This is a genomic window from Pseudoduganella sp. R-34, from assembly GCF_049904655.1.
Taxonomy (GTDB): Bacteria; Pseudomonadota; Gammaproteobacteria; order Burkholderiales; family Burkholderiaceae_D; genus Rugamonas.
Window position 1 is genome coordinate 2505143 of the sequence record NZ_CP184572.1, and the last position, 22103, is coordinate 2527245.

Annotated in this window: 18 protein-coding genes and 1 tRNA gene; 8 read left to right on the forward strand and 11 right to left on the reverse strand. The window is 63.3% G+C overall.

All coding sequences use genetic code 11. The annotated features are described in order from the left end of the window. Positions 1-59: 59 nt before the first annotated feature. Genes ACN9MW_RS11490 through ACN9MW_RS11500 form a run of 3 tightly spaced genes read left to right on the forward strand, consistent with a single transcriptional unit; the run spans position 60 to position 2382 of the window. The gene (locus tag ACN9MW_RS11490; RefSeq protein ID WP_426170823.1) at positions 60-452 is read left to right on the forward strand and encodes a hypothetical protein; all 393 of its coding nucleotides are present in this window, start codon (positions 60-62) and stop codon (positions 450-452) included. 20 nt (positions 453-472) lie between these two features. Continuing rightward, on the forward strand, positions 473-931 hold the full coding sequence (locus ACN9MW_RS11495; protein ID WP_426170824.1) for a MarR family winged helix-turn-helix transcriptional regulator: 459 nt from the start codon (positions 473-475) through the stop codon (positions 929-931). After that, on the forward strand, positions 928-2382 hold the full coding sequence (locus tag ACN9MW_RS11500) for an MDR family MFS transporter (RefSeq protein ID WP_426170826.1): 1455 nt from the start codon (positions 928-930) through the stop codon (positions 2380-2382). The genes ACN9MW_RS11495 and ACN9MW_RS11500 overlap by 4 nt, the downstream gene beginning before the upstream one ends. Positions 2383-2401: 19 nt before the next feature. Here the strand turns inward: ACN9MW_RS11500 and ACN9MW_RS11505 are convergent, their stop codons facing one another. Next, on the reverse strand, positions 2402-2968 hold the full coding sequence (locus tag ACN9MW_RS11505) for a hypothetical protein (protein ID WP_426170828.1): 567 nt from the start codon (positions 2966-2968) through the stop codon (positions 2402-2404). A 231-nt stretch (positions 2969-3199) separates the two neighbouring features. Here ACN9MW_RS11505 and ACN9MW_RS11510 point away from each other — a divergent pair, with 231 nt between their 5' ends. Continuing rightward, the gene (locus ACN9MW_RS11510; protein ID WP_426170830.1) at positions 3200-5938 is read left to right on the forward strand and encodes a TonB-dependent receptor; all 2739 of its coding nucleotides are present in this window, start codon (positions 3200-3202) and stop codon (positions 5936-5938) included. Here ACN9MW_RS11510 and ACN9MW_RS11515 read toward each other — a convergent pair. After that, positions 5935-6621: a YjjG family noncanonical pyrimidine nucleotidase gene (locus ACN9MW_RS11515; protein ID WP_426170831.1), complete on the reverse strand. Its 687-nt coding sequence runs from the start codon at positions 6619-6621 to the stop codon at positions 5935-5937. The genes ACN9MW_RS11510 and ACN9MW_RS11515 overlap by 4 nt on opposite strands. A gap of 51 nt (positions 6622-6672) precedes the next feature. Beyond that, positions 6673-6748, reverse strand: a tRNA-Lys gene (locus ACN9MW_RS11520). Between the two features lie 83 nt (positions 6749-6831). On the opposite strand from ACN9MW_RS11520, the gene ACN9MW_RS11525 reads away from it, so the two are divergent. Further along, positions 6832-7047 (forward strand): hypothetical protein, encoded by a 216-nt coding sequence (locus tag ACN9MW_RS11525; protein WP_426170832.1) that lies wholly within the window; start codon positions 6832-6834, stop codon positions 7045-7047. Between the two features lies 1 nt (position 7048). Continuing rightward, complete coding sequence (locus ACN9MW_RS11530) at positions 7049-7702, forward strand: pentapeptide repeat-containing protein (protein ID WP_426170833.1); 654 nt, start codon at positions 7049-7051, stop codon at positions 7700-7702. Positions 7703-7707: 5 nt separating this feature from the next. Here the strand turns inward: ACN9MW_RS11530 and ACN9MW_RS11535 are convergent, their stop codons facing one another. The 4 genes from ACN9MW_RS11535 to ACN9MW_RS11550 are packed head-to-tail and all read right to left on the reverse strand — an operon-like array spanning position 7708 to position 11210. After that, positions 7708-9480, reverse strand: a complete 1773-nt coding sequence (locus tag ACN9MW_RS11535; RefSeq protein ID WP_426172172.1) for an FUSC family protein — start codon at positions 9478-9480, stop codon at positions 7708-7710. 5 nt (positions 9481-9485) lie between these two features. Next, complete coding sequence (gene mdtN, locus ACN9MW_RS11540) at positions 9486-10511, reverse strand: multidrug transporter subunit MdtN (protein WP_426170834.1); 1026 nt, start codon at positions 10509-10511, stop codon at positions 9486-9488. Between the two features lie 9 nt (positions 10512-10520). Continuing rightward, positions 10521-10730, reverse strand: a complete 210-nt coding sequence (locus ACN9MW_RS11545; RefSeq protein WP_426170836.1) for a YtcA family lipoprotein — start codon at positions 10728-10730, stop codon at positions 10521-10523. 54 nt (positions 10731-10784) lie between these two features. After that, positions 10785-11210, reverse strand: a complete 426-nt coding sequence (locus ACN9MW_RS11550; protein WP_426170838.1) for a MarR family winged helix-turn-helix transcriptional regulator — start codon at positions 11208-11210, stop codon at positions 10785-10787. A 124-nt stretch (positions 11211-11334) separates the two neighbouring features. Between ACN9MW_RS11550 and ACN9MW_RS11555 the strand changes: the two genes are divergently transcribed. Then, complete coding sequence (locus ACN9MW_RS11555) at positions 11335-12480, forward strand: glycerophosphodiester phosphodiesterase (RefSeq protein WP_426170839.1); 1146 nt, start codon at positions 11335-11337, stop codon at positions 12478-12480. Position 12481: 1 nt separating this feature from the next. Here the strand turns inward: ACN9MW_RS11555 and ACN9MW_RS11560 are convergent, their stop codons facing one another. The 4 genes from ACN9MW_RS11560 to ACN9MW_RS11575 form a co-directional block, all read right to left on the reverse strand. Continuing rightward, positions 12482-15469 carry a TonB-dependent receptor gene (locus ACN9MW_RS11560; RefSeq protein WP_426170840.1) on the reverse strand — a complete coding sequence of 996 codons (2988 nt, stop codon included), beginning with the start codon at positions 15467-15469 and terminating at the stop codon, positions 12482-12484. Between the two features lie 114 nt (positions 15470-15583). Then, complete coding sequence (locus ACN9MW_RS11565; RefSeq protein ID WP_426170842.1) at positions 15584-17614, reverse strand: hypothetical protein; 2031 nt, start codon at positions 17612-17614, stop codon at positions 15584-15586. 10 nt (positions 17615-17624) lie between these two features. Continuing rightward, the gene (locus tag ACN9MW_RS11570; RefSeq protein WP_426172173.1) at positions 17625-19574 is read right to left on the reverse strand and encodes a glycoside hydrolase family 97 protein; all 1950 of its coding nucleotides are present in this window, start codon (positions 19572-19574) and stop codon (positions 17625-17627) included. Positions 19575-19652: 78 nt separating this feature from the next. Further along, on the reverse strand, positions 19653-20657 hold the full coding sequence (locus tag ACN9MW_RS11575; RefSeq protein ID WP_426170843.1) for a LysR family transcriptional regulator: 1005 nt from the start codon (positions 20655-20657) through the stop codon (positions 19653-19655). A gap of 157 nt (positions 20658-20814) precedes the next feature. Between ACN9MW_RS11575 and ACN9MW_RS11580 the strand changes: the two genes are divergently transcribed. Next, entirely contained in the window at positions 20815-22038 is a 1224-nt protein-coding gene (locus tag ACN9MW_RS11580; protein ID WP_426170844.1) for a GNAT family N-acetyltransferase, read from the forward strand. The last annotated feature ends 65 nt before the right edge of the window (positions 22039-22103 follow it).

A 22103-nucleotide genomic window follows, 5' to 3' on the forward strand; every position in this document is an offset into this window, starting at 1 on the left:
GGCGCGAAAGATTCACTGTCTCATAAATTGCAGCGCACTGGAAGAAAGAGGTTGCAAAAATGGACGAAGGTCTTTTCTTTGAGGGTTTGCAAGCCTTGCCTGCATCGGCCTTCCCCAAGCATTGCGGCAATTGCGGGCGGGCTTTCGCCACGGCGCAGGAATTCATGCAGCAGACCCAATCGGTGCGCAAGGACATCACTGGCCTCAAGCAAAGCTTCGACGACGACAGCGTTGCGATCGTCGAAGCCTATCGCAATTGCCTGTGCGGCTCGACGCTGATGGACTTTTTCAGCGACCGGCGCGGTATCTCGGAGGCCGGAGTCCGGCGCCGCGAACTGTTCGAAAAGCTGCTGCCGCACCTGCAGGAAAAGGGCATGGCGCCAGCGGCGGCACGCCAGCATTTGCTGGCGCTTTTGCGCGGCAAGGAGAAATCTGGCAATATATGTAGGTAGCCTACCTAACTATATGGCCGATGCCGAAAAAACATGAAGCGATCCTGACGCCGCGCGTGCTCGCCGCCAGTGAAGAGCTGCGCCTGACGCTGAAACGGCTGGTGCGCGAGATGCGCCGCGACGCCAGCGAAAACGGCGGCGATATCCCCTTGGTGCAGTACATGCTGCTGGCCATCATCCAGGAACAGCCTGGCATCGGCGTGGCCGAACTGGCGCGCATGGAAAACGTGCGCACCGCCACCATGAGCGGCCATGTCAAGGCGATGGAGGAGGCGGGGCTGGTGCAGCGCAGCGCGCCCGATCCGCAAGACCGGCGCCGCTCCGGCCTGCAGGCGACGGCGCATGGCGCCGCGTGCATCGAAGCCTTGCGCGACAAGCGCCGCGACTGGATGGCGCAGCGCATCGCCCGCCTGACGCCGGCCCAGCTGGCTGCGCTGGAAGCCGCCATTGAACCCCTGAACATCATCGGAGCACCATGAAGGACACCGCTGTTACCGAGCGCGAAATCCGCGCTGTCTACCTGGCCATGATGGCCGTGCTGGGCCTCAGTGCGCTGGACCAGAGCATCGTCGCCACCGCCTTGCCGCGCATCGTGGCCGACCTGGGCGGCATGGCCCACCTGTCGTGGGTGGTCACCGCCTATGTGCTGGCTTCCACTGCCACCATGCCGCTGTACGGCAAGCTGGCCGACCAGTACGGCCGTCGCCCGATGATCTTCGCCGCCATGGGCGCCTTCCTGCTTGGCTCCGCGCTGTGCGGCCTGTCGCAGAACATGACGCAGCTGATCGTGTTCCGCGCGATGCAGGGCGTGGGCGCGGGCGGCTTCCTGCCGCTGGCCCAGATCATCATTGCCGACATCATCCCGCCGGCGGAACGCGGCAAGCGCATGGGCATGGTGCCGGTGGTGTATGCCGCCACCAGCCTGCTTGGGCCGGTGCTGGGCGGCCTGATTACCGACGCCTTGTCGTGGCACTGGACGTTCTACGTCAACCTGCCGGTTGGCGCCGTGGCCTTCTATGCCATCGCACGGGCGCTGCACAAGGAAAAGGTGCACCATGCGCACCGTGTCGATTATCTGGGCTCCGTGCTAATGACCGGCTCGATCACGTCGGCGCTGCTGGTGCTGGCGCTGGGCGGCACGGAATGGCCTTGGGATTCCCTGCAGGTGCAGGTGTGCAGCGCGGTGGCCGTGGTGCTGGGCGCCTGGCTGGCCATGCATGTACGCAAGGTGCCGGAGCCTGTGCTGCCGCCGGATTTGTTCGGCAACCGCGTCTTCAATATCGCCAGCGTGGTGATGGCGCTGACCTTCATGGGCCTGATGGGCGCGACCGTGTTCTTCCCGCTGTTCTTCCAGGTGGTGATGGGCAGCAGCCCGGCCAGCTCCGGCCTGCTTACCGTGGCCATGATGATTGGCCTGGTCGGTTCTTCCATGCTGAGCGGCCGCAGGCTGGCGCGCACCGGCAAGTACAAGGGCGTGCAAGTGGCTGGACTGGTCGCCGCGCTGGTGGCGTTCAGCACCCTGGCGCTGGGCATGGAGTCCGGGTGGGGCTACTGGGTCATCGAGCCGGCGATCTTCCTGCTCGGCGCCGGCCTGGGCCTGGTGATGCCGAACATGACGATCGCGGTGCAGAACGCCTTGCCGCTGCCGCGGCGCGGCGTGGGGACGGCGATGCTGACTTTCTTCCGCTCGCTGGGCGGCTTGCTGGGCGTGACCGGTTCGGGAGCCATGCTGGCGCATTCGCTGCATGTCCACGGCGTGAACGCCGTGGCGGCCGTCGGGCCCGGCGTCAGCGTGCTGGCTTCGACGGTGGCCGTCTATCGCCACGCAATTGCCGGCGTCTTTGGCGCCGGCGCGCTGCTGGTCCTGCTAGGACTGATTGTGCTGCTGTTCCTGCCGGAGATCGCGCTGGCAGGGCACAAGGCCGATTAGCGCGCGGCGCCGGCGTTCATCAACGAACGAGCAGCAGGCCGATGGCGAAGAAGAACCAGGCTAATGCGCCGAGCACGCACCAGGCGATATTGGCCGCGGTGAAGTTGTCGTTGCTGCTGCCGGCCGGGTCGCCGCTGCGGATGTTGATTTCCAGCTGGACCTGCTTCAGCAGCAGGCCAGTGGGGATCAACAGCAGGATCGAGACCACGTCCAGGAGCAGCGAGCCGGTGCCGGCCCATGACAAGGCGTAGCCAGCGAGCATCAGGAACACCATGCCGGTCGCGTAGGTGTCGCTGTTCCAGCTGCGGCCTTTGCCGCTGGGGTCGTAGTCGGCCACTTCGTGGTACAGGGTATGCGTAAAGAAGAGGGCGAACAGCGCGCGCGGCAGCGGCCAGACGTCATCCCCGGTAGCGCGCTTGTGCCGCTGCCAGTTCTGGAAATTCCAGTGCAGCTGGAACAGGCCGAAGGTGAGGAAGAACAGGATCAGCATCTTGCGCGTGGAGACCACGTAAAAGCGGTCTTCCACGCCGGAATGGAAATGTTCATCAAGGTTGGCGCTCGGCGCGGCGTATACGTTATCAGACACTGGGAATCCCGAAATTTTCAGAGTGCAAATTGTAACTTCTGTTGCTGTCAGCAAACTATCGAATAGTCACGGGTTGCATAAATCCGACATCAGGCATCGTGCTCGCGCGCAGCCAGCGGGCCAGGCTGACTCATACGTTTTCGGAATATCAATACTGAAAGACGCAATACTTTGATATTGCAAGCCCTGCGTAACATTGGCTCACCAAAACCAAAATAACGGAGACAATTTATGCGTAAGACTGTATTGGCGGCGCTGATCGCAGAGATCCTGCTGCCGCTGGGTGCCAATGCTCAAACGGCGGAAGAGCAGATCGATCCTTCTGCCAAGGTGGTGGTGAGTGGCGTGCGCGCTTCGCTGGCGTCCTCGCTCGCGACCAAGCGCTTGCAAGAAGGCGTCGTGGATGCCGTATCGGCCGAAGACGCCGGCAAGTTCCCCGATACGAACATTGCGGAATCGCTGCAGCGCGTCACCGGCGTGCAAATCCAGCGCAACAACGGGGAAGGGCGCTACATCTCGGTACGTGGCCTGGGCCCCGAGTTCAATAATGTGCTGGTCAACGGCCGCACCATGACCAGCGACACCGGCGGCCGCGATTTTTCGTTCGACCTGCTTTCGTCCGACCTGATCTCGAAGGCCATCGTCTACAAGACTTCCATGCCTTTCCTGCCGGAGGGCGGCATCGGCTCCACGGTCGATATCCAGACCGCGCGTCCCTTGTCCGGCAAGGCCGGCCACTCGGGCGTGATCAATGTATTCGACTCCTACGATTCGAACTCGAAGAAGAACACGCCCAACGTCAGCGGCATGTATTCCTTCGCCAATGAGAACAAGACTTTTGGCGTGACCGGTTCGCTGTCGTACACCGACCGCGCGTCGAAGCAGAACAAGGCCATCAACGATGCCTGGAACCTGCGCGACGTGTATATGATCGACGGCGACCTGAATTCCAAGGGCCTGACCATGGCCAACGTCACCAGCAAGAAGCTGCTGATGCCGCAAAGCTTCGGCTACCAGCAGGAGAACGAAACGCGCAAGCGGCTGGTCAGCAACGTCACCGTGCAGTACAACCCTTCCGCGGACTGGAAGCTGACCGCCGATGCCTTGTATTCGCGCCTCAACCAGCGCAACGACGTGATCGCCATCAGCGACTGGAACAACCCGGTGCAACTGGGCGTGAAGTACGACTCCAACAACCAGGTCACGAGCTTCCTGCGTCCCGGCGCGAACTTCTTCGCCAATAACCCGGCCCTGGTCGGCGACGGCACCGGTATCCTGACAGATGCCAATTCGAACGACATGATCGTCAAGGGCGGCGACCGGCTGTCGATTACCAAGGCCTTTGGCCTGAATGCGAAATGGAACGCTTCACCTGAGTGGAAGCTTGAAGGCGACGTCTCGAATTCGCGAACCACCACCAAGACTCCGGACCAGTGGATCGTGGCGGGCATGGTGCCGAAAAATGGCGATTCGCTGACCTTTGGCTCCATCCCGAGCCTGTCGTTCGGCGACGGCATTACGGACCCGAACGCGGTACGCGCCCACGCCGTGTCCAACAAGGATGTGCGCTTTGCCGATGAACTGAGCGAAGCCCGCATGAACGCCTCCTGGGCGCACGAGATGGGCGCCTTCAAGGGCATCGACACCGGCGTCTCATATTCGCAGCGCAAGGTCGGGCGCAACCAGTGGGAAAGCGATTCGTGGAACGCTTTCAGCGGCTACCACGTGTCGCTGCCGTCATCCTTGTTCACGGTGAAGTCGCTGGATAACGCCTTCCCGGGCGCGCCGGCGAGCTACCTGAGCTTCGATCCGTATGCTTACATGAATTACCTGAACCAGCCGTCCACGCTGGCGCTGTCGAACGATCCGGCGCTGTACCTGGACAAGAGCAAGTTCCCGAACGGCCCGATGTCCATCGATTACACCAAGCCGAACTTCTGGAGCGTGAAGGAGAAGGTGTCGAGCATCTTCCTCGATTCGAAGTGGGAAGGCGAGCGCTGGTCGGCGAATGCAGGCGTGCGCGTGGTGCGCGTGAATTCGACTTCCACCGGTATCAGCCGCGTGCTGCTGTCGGCGACCAAGAGCCCGAACGACACCACCTACATCCTGAACTACGGCCCGGCGGTCGAGACGTCGGTCGAGAACAGCTATAACAGCGTGCTGCCATCGGGTAACCTGAAATTCGACCTGACCGATGACATGGTGCTGCGCCTGGCCGCCTCCAAAACCGAGACCCGGCCGACGCTGAACCAGATGGGCGTCGACAACTGGTACGGCGGCCGTTTCGGAGACGTGCAGACCGGCGGCGGCAATCCATACCTGAAGCCGATGGAGTCGAAGAACCTGGACCTCTCTTATGAGTGGTACCTGTCCAAGACCAACTTCCTCGGTGCGGCGATCTTCCAGAAGAATGTGTCGAACTTCCTTGAAAAGCGCCTTGAAGACATCACCATCCCGCAGTACTCGGAAGTAGTGCACGATACCCGCATCCGCAATGGACAGAAGGGCAAGATCAAGGGTATCGAGCTGGCCGGCCAGTATGCCTTCGACAACGGCATCGCGTGGCTGCGCGGCTTTGGTGTCGCCGCCAACTACACCTTCGTCGACGCTACCGCCAGCCGAGACGATGCAGCAGCCCTCGATTGCGGCTACCCGGGCTTGTCGAAGCAGTCGTACAACGCTTCGCTGTTCTATGAGAACGAGACCTTCTCGGCGCGCGTGAGCTACAACTGGCGCAACAAGTTCGCCGTCGATTGCGGCGGCGGCAGCACCCAGCCACGCACCCGTGCAGCCTACGGCCAGTACGACCTGAGCCTGCGCTACAACATCACGCCGAAGATCGCCTTGTACCTGGACGGCATCAACTTGAGCAATTCGCGCATGCACGAATATGCCAACAACGAGAGCCAGTTCCTGACCCTGGAAGATGTGGGGCGCCGGGTCAACGCCGGCCTGCGCTTCGCCTTTTAAGCGAGCAAAGGAGCGATATCGTCTAGATGGGCGGCTTCGAAAGTGGGCAGGGCTTCGGTGTCGTTGTCTAAACGGCCCGGGTTGTACCAGCAGCTTTCGATGCCGAAACGGTTGGCGCCGAGAATATCGGCGTCCAGCCGGTCGCCCACGATGATGGTTTCATCCTTGTTGAAGGCACGCGCCATTTTCGTGGCGTATTCGAAGAAGCGGCTATCCGGCTTGGCATAGCCGCATGCTTCGGAAGTGGCAGTGAAGGAGATGTAATCGCCCAGGCCGGAGCTGGCAATGCGGCGGTCCTGGATGTGCGCCACGCCGTTGGTGATGATGCCCACTTCGCCGGCTGCGGCCAGCGTTTCGCACAGGCGACTGGCGCCATCGACCAGGACCACGGTTTCGGACAGGGACTCCAGGTAGCGGTAGCTGGCTTGCTGCGGATCGATCTCCAGCCCGTTTGCCGCAAAAGTTTTGCGGAAGCGTTCCACTTTCAGGAATTCCTTGGAAACCGTACCGGCTTCAAACGCCCGCCACAGTTCGATGTTGATGCCTTGATATTGCTGGAACATTTCATCGATGCTGTCACGGAAGCCAAGCTGCCGCAGCACGCGCTCAAAGGAAAGCTTCTCGGAAGCGCGGAAATCGAGCAGGGTGTCGTCGAGGTCGAACAGGAAGAGGGAATGCTTCATAATGCAGATAATAAAATAGCCAGCCCGAAGGCTGGCTATTCTATCTTTTTCTGGTAGGCCGTGCGGGGCTCGAACCTGCGACCAACGGATTAAAAGTCCGCTGCTCTACCAACTGAGCTAACGACCCGAAGGGCCCGAATTATATAGATACGGAATCGTTTCGGCAAGTGCCCGCATGACGCGTATAATCGGCGCCGGAAGGAACCGATCATGACTTACGAAGAATATCTCGACGAAGTGACCACGCTCATCTTCGAAAAATACAACCTGAAAGACACGCTTGCGGTCAAACTGGTGATGGATGCGCAGGACGCAGAATTCTTTGTCCGCCATGACGACGACAAGAAGCTGCGCAATATCGACCAGGCCCACAAGGACGCCAAGACGATCTACGAAGCCTACGCCGCCCGCACCCAGCGCCGCTAACATGGAGATGGATCGCGACTCGCTGGTGGAGCAGCTTTCGGCAGGCGTGCGCCATTTCGTGCAGTGCAGCTTTGACGAGGCGGACCTGTCGCGCCTCGACCTGCAGGACTGCGTCTTTGAGCGCTGCACTTTCAATGAAACGATTCTGTACGCATGCAAGCTGGCTCGCAGCAGTTGGCAGCGTTGCCGCGGCATGTCGGCCGATTTCGAATCGGCGGACCTGGTCGATGCACAATTCCAGGGCTGCGACCTGAATAACAGCAAATGGCGCCGCAGCAAGCTGGCGTCGGCCAGTTTCCGCAGTTGCAAACTGACTGGAGCGTCCTTCGAAGAGGTGTCGCACCTGGGCGCCAGCTTCGAGGAAAGCCTGCTGGTTGGCGCGGATATGCGCGGCTTTTCATTCCGCAAAGCGACCTTGAACCAGCTCGATTTTTCGGATGCCGACTTGTCCGGCTGCGATTTCCGCGAGGCCGTGCTGGAGGGCTGCAGCCTGCGCGAAGCCGTGCTCAAGCTGGCCCGCCTTGAAGGCGCCGACCTGCGCGGGGCAGATATCGGCGGCCTGGATCTGGCCGACTTGCGCACCTTCAAGGGCGTCGTGATATCCCACGCCCAAGCGGCGGCAATCCTGGGCGAGATGGGACTGTTGGTCGCCTGATCGCCCTAATGGCTGGCCTGTTGTGCGGCCAGCTTCTCCTCCGCTTGTGCCAGCGTGTTCGCGATGCGACGTGCATTGCGGTCGCGCCAGCCCGGCTCTAGCGCCACCCTGGCGTGCAGTTCACGACATTGGTTCAGCAGGCCCCAGGCCTCCAGCCGCGCCGAGCCAATACCCTGTTGATCGGCGTGCACGCAAGCGGCGACCGCCTTGCGCAGGCGCGACAGAGCTGTTTTGAGCGCCTGGCCTTCGCGTTCTGGCCACAGCAGCGCGTATATGGTGATCGAAACCGCCAGTCCAAGCAGAATGCCAATCAACCGGTCGCGGATCTCAGTGACGTCGGTGACGGGCCCGAAGCTGCCCAGTTGCGCCAGTGCGAATGCAAACATCATTTGGACGCCGATGTAGTTCGAACGCGGCGGCCCCACGGCAATCCACGCACCAAGCGCGATGATGGGCAGGGACATGGCCAGCAGTCCGACGATGCTGTCGAGGTGCGGCACGACAAATACCGTTGCCGCCAGCGCGGCCAGGCTGCCAAGGCAGCAACCCAGCAAGCGGTTGATGCCTTTATGCGTGGTCGCGCCGAGGCTTGGCAGGGCGAGAATGATGCAGGTCTGCATTGCTGTATGGATGCCGGGCCATTGAAGGCCCGTGTAGATGACGTAGGTGATCATCGCAGCCAGGACTGCCTTGAAGGCAAACTGCAGGTAAACGAGGCGCAAGGGATTTCCGACGGCACCGGACGAGCGGGTTCCGCCTTGGCGCGCCAGTCCGGCGGCACCTGGGGTGGCATCGGCGTCCGCATTTGCCGCGGCGTGCAAAGCCCGCGCCATCTCGCGCAAAACCACGCTGTGCGCGTGCGACGCGCCGGTTGCAGCTCCCGCTGCGGTGCCAGCCAGGCCGGCCGAAGCCGGCGCTGCAGAATCCGGCGTGAAGGCCGTCCCATGCCCGAGACACTCCCGCAGTGACGCGCAAGCCTGTCGAATCGCGATCATCTGCTTGTGCTCCTCCTGCGAAGCTTCGAACGGCGCCAGCCTGGCCAGTTGCGCGGCCGCGGCATGCAGGCGACCGACGGCCGCAGCACGCGCCGCAGTGCGTTCCTCATTGCCCAGGGCTGCAAACGCCAGTTGCCGCTGCAGGGCCAGCACGCCGCGCCCGACCTGGCCGCTGTGAAAGGCTGGCGCTGCGGCACCGGCGATGCGCGCCTCAAGCTGGTGCTCGACTTCATCAAGCTGGCGGCCATATTCTTCCACCAGGAGCTTGACCGGCAACGCAGGCCGGAACAGGCGCTGGATGATCATCGTCACCACCACCGGATAGGTCGAAGCTACCCATACCCACAACAAGGCGCGCGTCATCACTTCGGGATCTTCGTAAATGTCGGCCATGCTTTGCCCATACACCACGATCAGGGCGGTGAGGAAGCCGATGGCGCCGAGCTTGCTGGTCCGCATGAAATACATGCCGCAGAAAGCAACCAGCGCCGCGCCGAGAATCCGCAGCATCGGGGCGTCGATGAAGAATTTGAGCAGGAGGATGGACGACGCCACCGCCAGCGTACTGCCGATCCCCAGCACGATGCCGCTCATGCGGGTCAGCACGGTATTCTCCTGCGCGGTGAAGAACACCATGATCAGCGACAGCGAGAGCGAAGGAATTTGCAAGGCCATCGAGCAGACGATGACCACGGTGCAGCTCGCGAGCAGGCGCCACACCGCATCCATGCGGCCAGGGAAGGGCGCCAGTTCGGCGCGGATACGCGCCATCAGCGCTTCCATGATGTTCACTTCGCGTTCAGCATGGCGACGGCCGAAGCGCCGATGCGGAACGCTGCGTCTGGCTGTTCGATCAGGATGCGCACGGGGAAGCGCTGCGCCACCCGCACCCAGTTGATGGAACGCGGTACGCGCGGCAGCCCTGCCACTTCGCTGCCGCCGTCGTCGGGGAACACGCCGTAGCCGATGGACTCGACGGTGCCGCTGTAGCGTTTGGAGGTGTCGCCAAGCAGGTAGACTTGGGCATGGCGGCCGGCCTTGATGCCGGCCAGGTCGGTCTCGCGGAAATTCGCCACCACGTACCAGCGGCTGGAGCTGGCCAGCGTAAACACCGGATGGCCGGCAGCGGCAAACTGGCCCACCGAGGTTTTCAGGTTCAGCACGATGCCGTCGCCCGGCGCGCGCACCTCGGTATAGGACAGGTTCAGGCGCGCCAGCGCGATCTCGGACTTCACGACTTCGCGCCTGGCGACCAGCGCATCGACGCCGCTGACGGAAGCTTCGGCTCGGCGCGCATCAAGCAAGGCCGCACTAAGCTGGGATTGCGCGCCGCGCCTGGCGGTGCGAGCCTGGTCGATGCGCTCGGCCGACACGAAGCCTTTGGTGAGCAAGGGTTCGAGCCGCGCCAGCGTGTCGCCCGCCTGCTCGGATGCGGCCTTTGCGTGTTCGACGTTCGCCTGTGCTGCAGCGGCGGCAAACTTCTGGGCATCGACCGAGCGCTGGGTCAGCCTGATCTCGCTGTCGAGCGCTTTCAGGCTGGCTTCGGCCTTTGCCAGGGTTTGCTCGAAGGGCTGGGGATCGATGCGGAACAGAAGGTCGCCTTTCCTGACACGCTGGTTGTCCGCCACCGGCAGCTCCACGATCCTTCCGTTGACTTCGGGGGCGACGTTGATGGTGTCGGCATAGACGTAGGCATCATCGGTGCGCGGCGCTTGGTCGATCGTGCGCACGACGTAGATGGCGAGGCCGATTGCGGCCAGGGCCAGCACCAGCACGATGGCGCTCCAGCGGCGGGAGTTCCTGGTTTTCTTCATGACCTCACCTCAATGTTGGAAAAATACGAGCCACGCCGACAGGGACAGCACGGTGGCGAGGGCGGGGTAGCCCAGCGCGAGCAGATGCGCCGGGGCGCCGGCCAGCCAGCCGCGCGCATTCAGCACTGTGTGCAGCACGAAGCACAGCACCGTGGCGCCGGCAATGCAGAAAAGCCAGTCGGGAAAATAGGCTCCCAGCACATTGATTGAAGGTTCCACATTACTTCCTTAATGTAACATTGCCTAGGCAACCTATTCGGCAAAAAAAAAGATCTACTTCCCGGCGAACATCTTCAGCAACAGGGCTTCGAGAGCATGCAGTTCCTGCGCACTGAAAGTACCGAAGTACTGTTCGATCACGGTGCCCGAAGCTTCCAGCAGGCTGGGGAAAAGACGCCGGCCTTCTTCGGTCAGTTCCAGTTGCACGGTGCGGCGATTGGCGGCGCTCGGCCCTTTCTGGATCATGCCTTTCTGTTCCAGGCGGTTCAGCATGCGGGTCATGGCGCCGGGGCTGTACGAGAGCTCCTTGCAGATCTGCGCTGCGATGTTGGCGCGGCCGCCATGCAGGGCAGACAGCACCACGTATTGCGCCGCCGTGATATCGAAGGGCGCGAGCCTGGCATCGAGTTCTTCTTCCAGGGCTTTCTGGGCGCGGCTGACCAGGCGGGCAACGCGGCGAGGGTCGGCTTGTTTGTTCATAAATGAACTATACGTTGCCTAGGCAACGGTTGTCAAGCACCTCGAGCACGCTTGCGCAATTCACAAGCTTGTCATTTTCGCTACCTACAATCCGCCAGTTTTCAACTTACACAGCGGGGCAACGATGAAGAAGGCGATAGCAGGAGCGGTAGCGGCAGCGGTATTGGCGGCATGTGGCGGGACTTCGCAGGCGCCGCTTCCCACTTTGGACGGCAAGCCGGCCCTGGTGGTGGCGCACCGCGGCGCCAGCGGCTACCTGCCGGAGGAAACGGTGGAAGCCTATGCCAAGGCCATCGAGCTGGGCGCCGACGCGATCGAGCCGGACGTGATCTCCACCAAGGATGGCGTGCTGATTGCCCGCCACGACCCGAACCTGGCGTTCAGCACCGACGTGGCGCAACATCCGGAATTCGCCGCCCGCAAGCGCAAGCTGAGCGTCGACGGTGAACTGCAGGACGGCTGGTTCGCCAGTGATTTCACGCTGGCGGAGATCAAGACCTTGGGCGGCATTTCAACCGATGCCGAACGCCCGCAGCAATTCAACGGCCAATACAAGATCGCGACCATCCAGGAAGTGATCGACATGATCAGGAAGAGCGGCCGCAATATCGCCATCTACCCGGAAACCAAGAACCCGACCTTCCACCGCCAGCAAGGCTTGCCGCTGGAAGACAAGCTGCTGGCGATGCTGGCGGCCGCCGGCTGGACCGAACGCGACTCGCCGGTCTACATCCAGTCCTTCGAGCCGGGCAGCCTGAAGTACATGCGCAGCAAAGGTTCGAAGCTGAAGATGGTGCAGCTGATCGACGCCGACGACGTCGACCTGAAAACCGGTGCGCTGACCTACGCCGCGCCATACGACAAGCCGTTCGACTGGGCGCAGGCCGGCGACAAGCGCCTGTTCAGCGACATGGTGACCCCGGCCGGGCTGGCCGAGATCAAGACCTATGCCGACGGCATCGGCCCATGGAAGCGCTACATCGTCAGCGTCAAAGGTGCTGCTGATATCAACGGCGACGGCAAGGTGAACGATGCCGACACCACCACCATGGAGCCCACCTCGCTGGTGGCGGATGCGCACAAGGCTGGCCTGTTCGTGCACCCGTACACCTTCCGCAACGAGAAGCGCCGCCTGGCCAGCAACTACAAGGGCGATCCTGTGCTGGAGTACAAGCACTTCTTCGCCCTTGGCGTCGATGGCGTGTTCAGCGACTTCGCCGACACCGCGCTGGCAGCGCGTGCGGAATACCTGAAGGAAGCGGGGCGCTGATTCAGAACTTGTGGTGGTACTCCGCGGCAAAGCGCACCTGGCGTTCAGGTGCGCGCCCCAGCACCTGCCCATAGTAGGGGCTGACGGTGTTGGCGCCCGCGTTGTAGACCGGCTGGGTCGCCAGCGTGGTCTGGCGGTTCAGCAGGTTGAACACGTCCGCCTTCAATGCCAGGCCCTTGAACATGCGCGGCATATAAGTCGTGTTCAGCGCGATGCGGAAATCGGTCGGCATCCTGCCCGCGGAGCCGCGCGGCGCCGGCTTGTCGTCGCAGTAGAAGACGGCAGCGCCATAGCCGGCTGCCGGATTCTTGCCATCCTGGTTGAGCGCGGCCGGCAGGTTGCCGATGCAGGACTTCGGCGCGCCGGTGACGATGTTGACGTTGCCGCCCACGGTCCATTCCTGGCCAAGCTGGTAGTAGCCGAAGGCCTTCAGCACGTGGGTATGGTCGTTCGGCAGGGGGCCGCTGGCGTGATCCATCAGTTCCGGGAAGTCGAACGAGGTGGTGGCGGCGATGTCGGCCTGGCCGATATCGGACATCACCTGGCCTTCCATATTGCCCCTGGTGCGCGACAGCGTGTAATTCAGCTTGCCGTACCAGCCATTGCGCATCGGGTGTTCGATGAAGAGGTCCAGTGCCGTATAAACGCGGCTTACCTTCGGCAGGCCGATGTCTTCAGCCGTCAATGGAATGGAAACCAGCTTGCCATCGCCGGCCAGGTCCAGCGTCAGGGTGTTGTCGCGGCCGGGATTGATCAGCAGGCATGGCATATCGTATTTGCTGGTATCGACGTTGTTGCGCTTGCCCCAGGCGCGCAAGGGGCGCGAATCGCACCAATCCTCGATCGTGTTGCGCAGCGTGCGATAGGTGACCTTGCTGCCGACCGTGTACTCCGGCGTCAGTGCCGCCTCGAAGCCGAGTGCAAGCTCGTCCTGGTAGGTTGCACCCAGCTTGCTCGATGCGACCTGGCGCGGGTCTTTGGGCGTGCCCCATTCGTTGCCGCCGGAAACCGGTGGGGAAATTTCCGTCAGCCCGGTCGGTACGCCGGTTTTCGGATCGACGCCGGTATAGGTGTAGTAGTGGTCGATGTGGACCGGATTGCCGGCCAGGCGCGATGCCACGCTGGTCGGAATTTGCAGGTGGTAGCGGCCAAGGTTGGCAAAAGCTTTCAAGGTGCTGTCTCCGCGCACGTCCCAGGATGCGCCGATGCGCGGGGCGAGCATATGGCGCTGCGCTGCATAAGCCTGGCCGAAGCTGTTCTTGTTGGTGAACTGCTCGTTGCGCAAGCCCAGGTCGAGCAGCACTGTATCGGTGACCTGCCAGCGATCCTGGATGTACTGGGCCGACTGATCGGTTTTTGGCGAGGCGGAGTCGCTCTGGTGATACTCGTTCACGTAGTAGCCTTGCAGTCCGTATCCACCTCCCGATGCGGGCGTCCTGCCGCCAGGAACCGCTTTACTGGGATCGCCGCGGAAGTAGGTCCAGCTGCCACCGCCGGCCAGTTCCGAGCCATTGATCGATGAGACGTTGTTGCGGTCGATGCCGGCGCGCAGGCCGTGGTTGCCAAGCTTGTACTCCACGTCCAGGCGCAGCGTGGATTGCCTGTCTTCCGCATTCGGCACCTGGATGGTGCCGCCGATGGCCTGCGGGTTGGTATAAACCAGTCCCGGCACCTGGGCATTGAGCGGGGCATTAACCTGGTACACGCCCGGCACGTAGCCTTCACGCGATTGCGGATAGGTCGACTTGAAACGCCCCGCCAGCGCAGTCACTGTCAGGCTGTCGCTCAGGAAGCCGGTATATTTCACGATCGAGTCGTTGGTCTTGACGCCATCGCCGGTGGTGCCGCCGGCGCGCACCTCGTTGCGCTGCAGGCTGGCGTAGTCGAAGCCGTAATTCTGCTGCGTTTTCTTGTTCTCGTCGTGGATCTGGGTGAACTCGAGGCGATGGTTGTCGCTGATGTTGTAATCGAGTTTGAGCAGGTAGCGCGGCGTGCGGGTCTCGCGTTCGGTCCAGCCGTTGGTCTTGTTGAGCGAATCGGAATCCTTGCTGATGTAGCCGGTGCTGAAGCGGTCCTGCTCGATATTGGCGAACATGAACAGCTTGTCCTTGACCAGCGGGCCGCCGACGTAGGCGCTGCCGAAGACGTCGGTGGCGTTGTTGCTGTGACGGTAGGTGAGCAGCTTGCCGTCGGTCTTCGGGTTATGTCCGGTGTTCGGATAGTAGGTGTTGTCCGGCTTGGCGCGCAGCCAGTCCGGCGTGTATTGCAGCACGGCGCCGGCTTCCCAGTTGTTGGTGCCGCTCTTGGTGGTGATGTTCACCACGCCGCCGGTGGAACGGCCAAATTCCGCACTGTAGCCGCCTTGCAGGATCTGCGCCTGTGCGATCGCGAAGAAGGGCAGGGTGGTCGAGCCGATCTGGCGATAGACATTGGTGACCGGGAAGCCGTTGATGAAGTAGGCGTTCTCGCTCACGCCGGCGCCGCCGAAGCTGTCACCACCGATGCGCGTGTTGCCGCGCGCAGTGCCGGGCGCAAGCTGGATGATGCCGGACAGGTTTTGCGAGATCGGCAACGTAGCCAGTTGGCGGGCGGTGAACACAGCGCCGTTGTTCGTGTTGCTGACGTCGATAGTCGGGCGCCGGCTGGTCACCTTCACTGCCTGGACGGGTTCGAAGGACGCTTCCACGCCTTGCCCAATCAGCGCCTCCACTTCCAGCTCGCGTTCGACGACGCCGTCGCGCATCAGCAGCACCTTGTAGACGCCCGGCGGCATGGAGCTGGCGTTATAGCGCCCGTTGGCATCGACGGTGATGGTGCGGCGCGCGCCGGTTGCGACGTTCACCAGCACGATGCTAGTCCCGCTCGCGTTGGCAACCTGGCCGAAGATGCTGCCGGTGGCATTCGATTGAGCAAGGACTGGCCCGGCGAAAGCCAATGCAAGGGCGTGCGCGACGAGCGTCAAGCGCACACGTTGGGAAGGGTTCTTCATTGCGTCTCCTGTTGTGGTTATGATTCGGCCGCGCAAGGCGGCCGACGGAGACATGCTAGGTAGCTTGGTGGTGGCGAACAATTGAATGTTTACTCGCCATCTATGCACAAAAGGTTATATCTTGCCTGGCAGCGTGACGAGCAGCGGCGCCTTGCCGTCCCAGGCCTGGTCCAGCAAGGTCTTTCCATCCAGGCGAACCAGCACGCGCTGGCCGCGCGGCGTGCGCGTGGTGACGATGTCGATGCCGCCGCCGTCTTCGCCCGCGCCGAAGGCACGCATATGCCGCAACGCCATGCGCGGCCAGCCATGCGGCAAGCGCGGTGCGATAGTGAAGCTGCGCAGGCTGGCCGCCTCGATGCCGAACAGGCCTTCCGTCATGACCCGCGCATACAGCCCGCTTTCGGCGGACAGGTGGCGTTGCTGGCCTTCCGGCCAGGCTTCCACCGCATACGGCACGTGGTCGCCCAGCAGGCGCCGGCCGGAGTAGTAGCGCAGGTAGGGCATGGTGCGTTCCAGTTCGCCCGCTTTCAGCAAGCCGCGTAACGCATACAGCGTGGCGCGGTCCCAGAAGGTCTTGTCGCCCGCTTCGGTCAGCACCCCGTTCTCGCTCCAGAGTTGCGGCGACAGCAGGGCATCGACGGTGCCGCGCTGGCGCTCGTTGATGCCCACGGCCAGCGGCAGTGCGATCCAGGCGCGCAGCTTTTCGTTGCCGTCGTAATAGCGGTAGGTGTCGAAGCCACCCATGCGCGCACCGAAATGGCGTTCGATCGCACTGCGTTGCGCTTCCGCTTCCTGCCGCAGCGCAGTCGCACGCTGCGTATCGCCCAGCGAAGCTGCCAGCCGGGCAGCACCTTGCAGCCCGGCGTAGGCCAGCACATTGGTCGACAGGTTGGCCTTGCCGGCCGGGAAGCGGCCTTCCAGCTCGTCGCTGTCCGAATGCACGACGCCTTGCGCGTCGCGCTTGCGGCGTGTGAATTCCAGGCACCAGTCGATCAGGGGCAGCAGCTGGCGCGCGGTGCCCGGGTCGCCTTGTGCCAGTGCGAACTGGCTGGCGCCGTAGGAAATCATGGCGCAGTCGCCGCGGTCGCCGGCACCGTTCCAGTAGCTGCGTCCTTCGGCGATGATCGAGGAGGGGATGGGCTTGTAGGCTGCGTTCATGTAGCGCGCGAACATGCCGAAGCTGGTGAGCGCGCTCTGCACGCCGGCGCTGTCGCCCAGGTAAGGAAAGAAGGGATTGACGTATTCCGCCTGGTCGTTGGCCCAGATGGCGGCGTAGTAGCGCGTGCCGCCGGGCCCATGCAGCAGGCCGCCGCGCGTGGCGAAGATGCTTTCCGCAGCCCGGATCTTGGAGAAGGCGAACATGGCGTCGAGCACCGGCTCCGGCGTTTCCAGCACCAGGTTGCCGCGCCATTGCGCTACCTTGCGTGCGCGTTCCTGCAAGGCTTCGCCGCCGTCCACGTAGACCATCTCGTTCTGCAGGCGGCCGCTGATGATCACGTCCACGTGCACGCGGGCGCCGGGCGCCAGCTCGCCTTCGCGGGCCGGGGAGCGCACTTCAATCACGTAGGTGCCGTGGGTGCCGCGATCGGCCGGCGTGGTTTCGCTGCGCTCCAGCGCGCCGAAGCTGTAGTGCAGCATGCTTTGGCCGCTATTTTCCAGTTCCAGCCGCTCAACCAGAGCCGGCTCGCTGGGCGACGGCGTCAGGGTGCGCGTCAGCGTCAGGCCAGGCGCCAGCTCCGAACGCAGCGCGAGGCGGCCGTCGAATCGAACTTGCTTCAGGTGCTCGCCAGCGGCGGGTTGGCCGTCGATGGCGATGACCGGCGAGGCTTCCGCACCGAATTTACGAATCAGGCTGGCATGGGTGTCGTCGGGAATGGTGCGCAACATCGGCCACACCACGGTGCGCGCCAGCAGCAGCGAGCCGTCGCCCTGGCTGCCGTAGTCGATCACGGCCGAGACCTGGCGGCCGCTCATTTCAAGCTGGTCGCGGTGGACGTCTTTCACCTGCCAGCGGATAGCGTCGCCGTCGATCTGCCAGCGCGGCGCAAAGGCCGGCGGTACGGCGTGTGCAGGGCTTGCGGCTGTTGCGCCGGCGGCAAGGGTTGCGGCAATCAATGCCGCGCAAATGCGGGAATTAATTTGCATCCGCTTCTCCTCAATTCATCTTGCGGATGATCGCCGCCCAGCCGCCGCCCGGCGCGAGGCGCATCGTCAGGCGGCTGCTGCGGCTGACGCTGGCGCCGCCCTTCTGCACGTCGGTGGCGAAGACGCCGGCGTTCGGCCCATCTTCCATGCTGTCCAACTGGTAGCCGCCGTCGCCCAGGAAGGACAGGTCCAGCTCCAGGTCGCGGCCGTCGGCGCCGGTCATGGCGCCCACATACCAGGTATCGCCGCGGCGGCGCGCCATGGCGACGTAGCGGCCAAGCTCGGCGTGCAGCACGCGGCTTTCGTCCCATTCCACCGGCACCTGGCGGATGAACTCCAGCGAGGATGGGTTGGCGCGGTATTGCGAAGGGCTGTCGGCCAGCATTTGCAGCGGGCTTTCGTAGATCATGTACATCGCCAATTGGTGCGCGCGCGTGCCCTGGCTCATGGGGCGGTCGAAACTGGCGACGAAATCCTTGCGGTGCGCATTGTTCATGGCGCCCGGGGTGTAATCGACCGGGCCGGCGAACATGCGGATGAAGGGCAGGGTGACGTCGTGTTCCGGCGTCTGTTTGTCGCTCCACTTATTGTTTTCCAGGCCCTTTACGCCTTCGAAGGTCAGCACGTTGGGCCAGGTGCGCTGCAGGCCGCTGGGCTTGAAGCTGCCGTGGAAGTCCACCAGCAGGCGGCGCGCGGCGGCTTCGCGCGCCACGCGCTCGTAGTAGTTCACCATCCACTGGTCGGAGCGCTGCATGAAGTCGACCTTGATGCCGGCAGCGCCCCAGCGCGCGAACTGGTCCAGTGCCGCCGTCATCTGGGTGTCCAGCGTCTTCCACGACACCCACAGGATGATGCCGACGCCGCGCTGCCTGGCATATGCCATCAGTTCCGGCATGTCGATCTCCGGCTTGACGGCCAGCAGGTCGCCCAGCTTGTACCAGCCCTCGTCCATGATGATGTATTCGAGGCCGTTGTCGGCCGCGAAGTCGATGTAGTGGCGGTAGGTGCGGGTATCGAGTCCCGACTTGAAGGGTACGCCATAGAGCTTGTTGCCGTTGTACCAGTCCCAGGCCACCTTGCCTGGCTTGATCCAGGCGGTCTCCTTCAGTTCTTGCGGCTCGGCCAGCAGATAGGGCATCTGGTTCAGCAGGAGGCCGCCGGCGTCGGCGGAAATACCCAGGATGCGCCACGGGAAGCTTCGCTTGCCAGCGGTGCGTGCGATGTAGGGTGCCTCCTGCGTGACCGGCACATTGCGGTCGTCGCGCGCCGTTTCGGCCAGCGCCACTTTCGGGAAGACGGCGCGCAGGCCCGCCGCTTCGCCGTGCAGGTACAGGCCGGGATAGTCGTGCAGGCCCGATTCGGTGAACACCAGGTGCACCCCGCCATCACGCACCAGGGCCGGCACGCCAACCAGCTTGCCGGCGGCGTCGCCTATGGTCAGCGCCTGGTAATAGTGCTCGTTGTGCGACTGCATCGACTTTTCCTGGGGCCAGTACAGGGTGTCCTGCGGCCGCAGCCTGACACCAGCCTGCTCGTCTTCCACCGTGACCTGGCCGGGCAGGGAGGTGTGGAAGCGGTAGGCGATGCCCTCGTTGTAGGCGCGCACTTCCAATGCATAGCCGCCGGCGAAGTCGAGCTGCAGGGAGTTGTAGTGGTCGCGCACTTCACGCGACTTCTGCGCGACCACCGGCCGCACGGTCGTATCGATGCTGCGGCGCTGCTGGCCGGCCAGGCGCGGCTTGTCGCCCAGCGTGCCAAGGCCGGCCAGGGTCATGCTGATTGGCGTGGGCAGCACCAGTTCGGTGCCGCGATGGCTGACGGCGAAGGCCAGGTGGCCGCCGGTATCTATCGTTACGAGCAACTGGCGGTCGGGGGAGCTGAGTTCGACGCGGGGCGCGGCGTGGCCGGCCAGCGGCGCGATCAGCAGCAGCGCACTGGCCAGGCAGCGCATAAGGGGCATATGGTTCAAGGCAGGTCTCCGGATATGGGTGTGCCGGTCCATGCTATGCGCATGCACCGGTGCCGATCCAATGACTTTTTACGCGAGAGCTATGTCGTAGAGGTTATACGCCGCAGGCGTCGGCGCGGGCGCCGGCACAGCAGGGGGCGGCGCCGAAGCCTCGCGCCGGATCGCCTCCAGCAATAGTTCCGCGCCTGGCGACAACATGCTGTCGCGCCGGCGGATGATGCCGAAAGGGTCCATGCGGCAGTCCAGCTCCAGCGGCAGGATCGCCAGCAGCCCCAGTTCCCGAAGGCGCCGCGCCACATCCGCCGACATGACGTTCAGCGCATCGCTCATCTGCAGCATGCTGGTGATCAGCACAATCTCGCTGGTATCGACCACGTCGGCGGGCGGCTCCAGTCCAGCGTTGTGGAACAACTGGTCGAAACGCTGGCGCAGGATGCTGCCGGGCGGCGGCGTAATCCAGGGCGCATGCACCAGGTCCTGCAAGCCAAGGCCGTGGCGCACGGCCAAGGGGTGTCCAGCGCGAGCCACCACCACGACCGGCTCCGGCGCCAGCTCCTCGTACAGCAGTTCGGCGCAGTCGTGGAAACCTGTAAGGCGCGCCAGCAGGAAATCAAGCGTGCCCCGCTGCAGGCGCTCCAGCAGTTCGTTGCTGGACTCGACCTGCACGCCGATGCGCAGTTGCGGCACCTGCTGCTTGATGCGCGTGATGGCCCGCGGCAGCAAGCCCAATGCCGGCGTCATGATGCTGCCCACGTCGACCTGGCCCGCCAGGCCGGCCTTGAGTGCCACGATATCCTCGTGCGCACGCGCCAGGCTGCTCAAGGCCATGCGTGCGTGGCGGATCATGCTTTCGCCGTAAATGGTGGGCAGCATGCCGCGCGGATGGCGTTCGAACAGCGCGATGCCGAGCATGTCTTCCAGTTCCTTGAGCTGCTTGGAAGCCGCCGGTTGCGTCATGCACAGGGTCTCCGCCGCGCGCAGGATATTGCCCGCGTCGTCGATGGCGATCAGCAGCAGGAGCTGGCGGGTCTTGAGCCGCGCGCGCAGGTACCAGTTCGGATTCGGAGCAGTCATTGCAGTGCCTTTCGGGTCGATTGGCGTTTTTAACATGTTCAAAATGGTATCGGTGTTGCCAATTTATCGATTGCGCGCATATCGTGGCCTCCTTCAAATTATTCGGCACAACGCGGCCCGTGGTAGACTGCGCCGTCCAATTGCCAATTTTCTAACGATGAAGATCCAGCAAAAACTGCGCTCAGTGAAAACCGCCCTGTCCGAACGCCGCGAAGTGCGCAAGCGCCTGCGCGGCCCCGCCCAACTGCGTTACGCCATCGCCGACTCGATCGGCATGCTCGACGCCCAGGCATGGAAAGGGCTCACGGCCCAAGCGGGCTTCTTCCTGTCCTACGATTACCTGCGGTCGCTGGAGACCGTGCTGCCGACCAACCTCGAGCCGCGCTATGCGCTGGTGTACGAGGATGAACAGCCGGTGGCCGCGCTCTATATGCAGCTGGCCGACATCAAGCTGGCCCAGGCCAGCAAGACTTCCTTCGGTGCGCTGGGCGAGAGCCTGGGCCAGCGCGTGCTCACCTGCGGCAACCTGCTGACCTTTGGCCAGCACGGCATCGCCATCGCCCCCGGCGTCGATCCGGAACTGGCCTGGCACGGGGTGGCCGAAGTGCTGTACCGCGTGCGGCAGGCGGAAAAGCTGGCCGGCTCGGCCAACTTCGTCATGATCAAGGACTTGCACGGACCGCAAGCGGAGGATGCCGCCTTCCTCAAGAACCTCAGCTACCGCTTCGTGGAAACGGAGCCGAACATGGTGCTGGCCCTTGGCGAAGACTGGAAAAGCTACGACGACTACCTGGCCAGCCTGGCCTCGAAGTACCGCGCCAACATCCGCAACGGCATCCTGAAGCCGATCGAGGCGGCGCAATGCACGGTGGAGCACTTTACCGGCATAGCCGCCATGCAGGACGAGATCCATGCCCTGTACAAGGCGGTGCAGGTGAACGCCGGCTTCCGTCCGTTCGAACTGCTGCCGGAGTACTTCCCGGCGCTGCAGCAGGCGGCAGGGGAGCGTTTCCGCTGTAGTGTGCTCAAGCGCGAAGGCAAGATGCTGGGGTTCCTGGTCACCATTGCCGACGGCGAGACCGCCATCGCCTTCCACATCGGCTTTGACCGCGCCGCCGCGGCCGACCTGCCGATCTACCTGCGCCTGCTGCACGCCGGCATTGCCGACGCCATTGGCCTGGGCTGCAAGCGCGTGTCCTTCGGCCGTACCGCGCTGGAGCCGAAAGCGGCGCTGGGCGCCCGACCGGAAACGTTCGGCGTCTTGATCCGCCACCGCCAGCCTTTGATGAACAAGGTGATCAAGCACCTGCTGCTGAACATCGACCACGATGAGGCGCCGGATCGCAGCCCGTTCAAGAAGGCCGAAGGCAAGGCTGCGTAACATCTGGTTACTTACGCGGTGCTAGGCGCGCGCCTCTAATCTGCTGAGCTCGGTTATCATGTCGA

Excerpts from the sequence above, each read along its gene's own strand:
- ACN9MW_RS11550 (WP_426170838.1), bottom strand. The coding sequence starts at position 11,210 with ATGAACAAACAAGCCGACCCTCGCCGCGTTGCCCGCCTGGTCAGCCGC.
- ACN9MW_RS11530 (WP_426170833.1), top strand. The coding sequence starts at position 7,049 with ATGGAGATGGATCGCGACTCGCTGGTGGAGCAGCTTTCGGCAGGCGTG.
- ACN9MW_RS11510 (WP_426170830.1), top strand. The coding sequence starts at position 3,200 with ATGCGTAAGACTGTATTGGCGGCGCTGATCGCAGAGATCCTGCTGCCG.
- ACN9MW_RS11555 (WP_426170839.1), top strand. The coding sequence starts at position 11,335 with ATGAAGAAGGCGATAGCAGGAGCGGTAGCGGCAGCGGTATTGGCGGCA.
- ACN9MW_RS11565 (WP_426170842.1), bottom strand. The coding sequence starts at position 17,614 with ATGCAAATTAATTCCCGCATTTGCGCGGCATTGATTGCCGCAACCCTT.
- ACN9MW_RS11535 (WP_426172172.1), bottom strand. The coding sequence starts at position 9,480 with ATGGAAGCGCTGATGGCGCGTATCCGCGCCGAACTGGCGCCCTTCCCT.
- ACN9MW_RS11515 (WP_426170831.1), bottom strand. The coding sequence starts at position 6,621 with ATGAAGCATTCCCTCTTCCTGTTCGACCTCGACGACACCCTGCTCGAT.
- ACN9MW_RS11490 (WP_426170823.1), top strand. The coding sequence starts at position 60 with ATGGACGAAGGTCTTTTCTTTGAGGGTTTGCAAGCCTTGCCTGCATCG.
- ACN9MW_RS11570 (WP_426172173.1), bottom strand. The coding sequence starts at position 19,574 with ATGCCCCTTATGCGCTGCCTGGCCAGTGCGCTGCTGCTGATCGCGCCG.
- ACN9MW_RS11560 (WP_426170840.1), bottom strand. The coding sequence starts at position 15,469 with ATGAAGAACCCTTCCCAACGTGTGCGCTTGACGCTCGTCGCGCACGCC.
- ACN9MW_RS11580 (WP_426170844.1), top strand. The coding sequence starts at position 20,815 with ATGAAGATCCAGCAAAAACTGCGCTCAGTGAAAACCGCCCTGTCCGAA.
- ACN9MW_RS11575 (WP_426170843.1), bottom strand. The coding sequence starts at position 20,657 with ATGACTGCTCCGAATCCGAACTGGTACCTGCGCGCGCGGCTCAAGACC.
- ACN9MW_RS11495 (WP_426170824.1), top strand. The coding sequence starts at position 473 with ATGCCGAAAAAACATGAAGCGATCCTGACGCCGCGCGTGCTCGCCGCC.
- ACN9MW_RS11500 (WP_426170826.1), top strand. The coding sequence starts at position 928 with ATGAAGGACACCGCTGTTACCGAGCGCGAAATCCGCGCTGTCTACCTG.
- ACN9MW_RS11525 (WP_426170832.1), top strand. The coding sequence starts at position 6,832 with ATGACTTACGAAGAATATCTCGACGAAGTGACCACGCTCATCTTCGAA.
- mdtN (WP_426170834.1), bottom strand. The coding sequence starts at position 10,511 with ATGAAGAAAACCAGGAACTCCCGCCGCTGGAGCGCCATCGTGCTGGTG.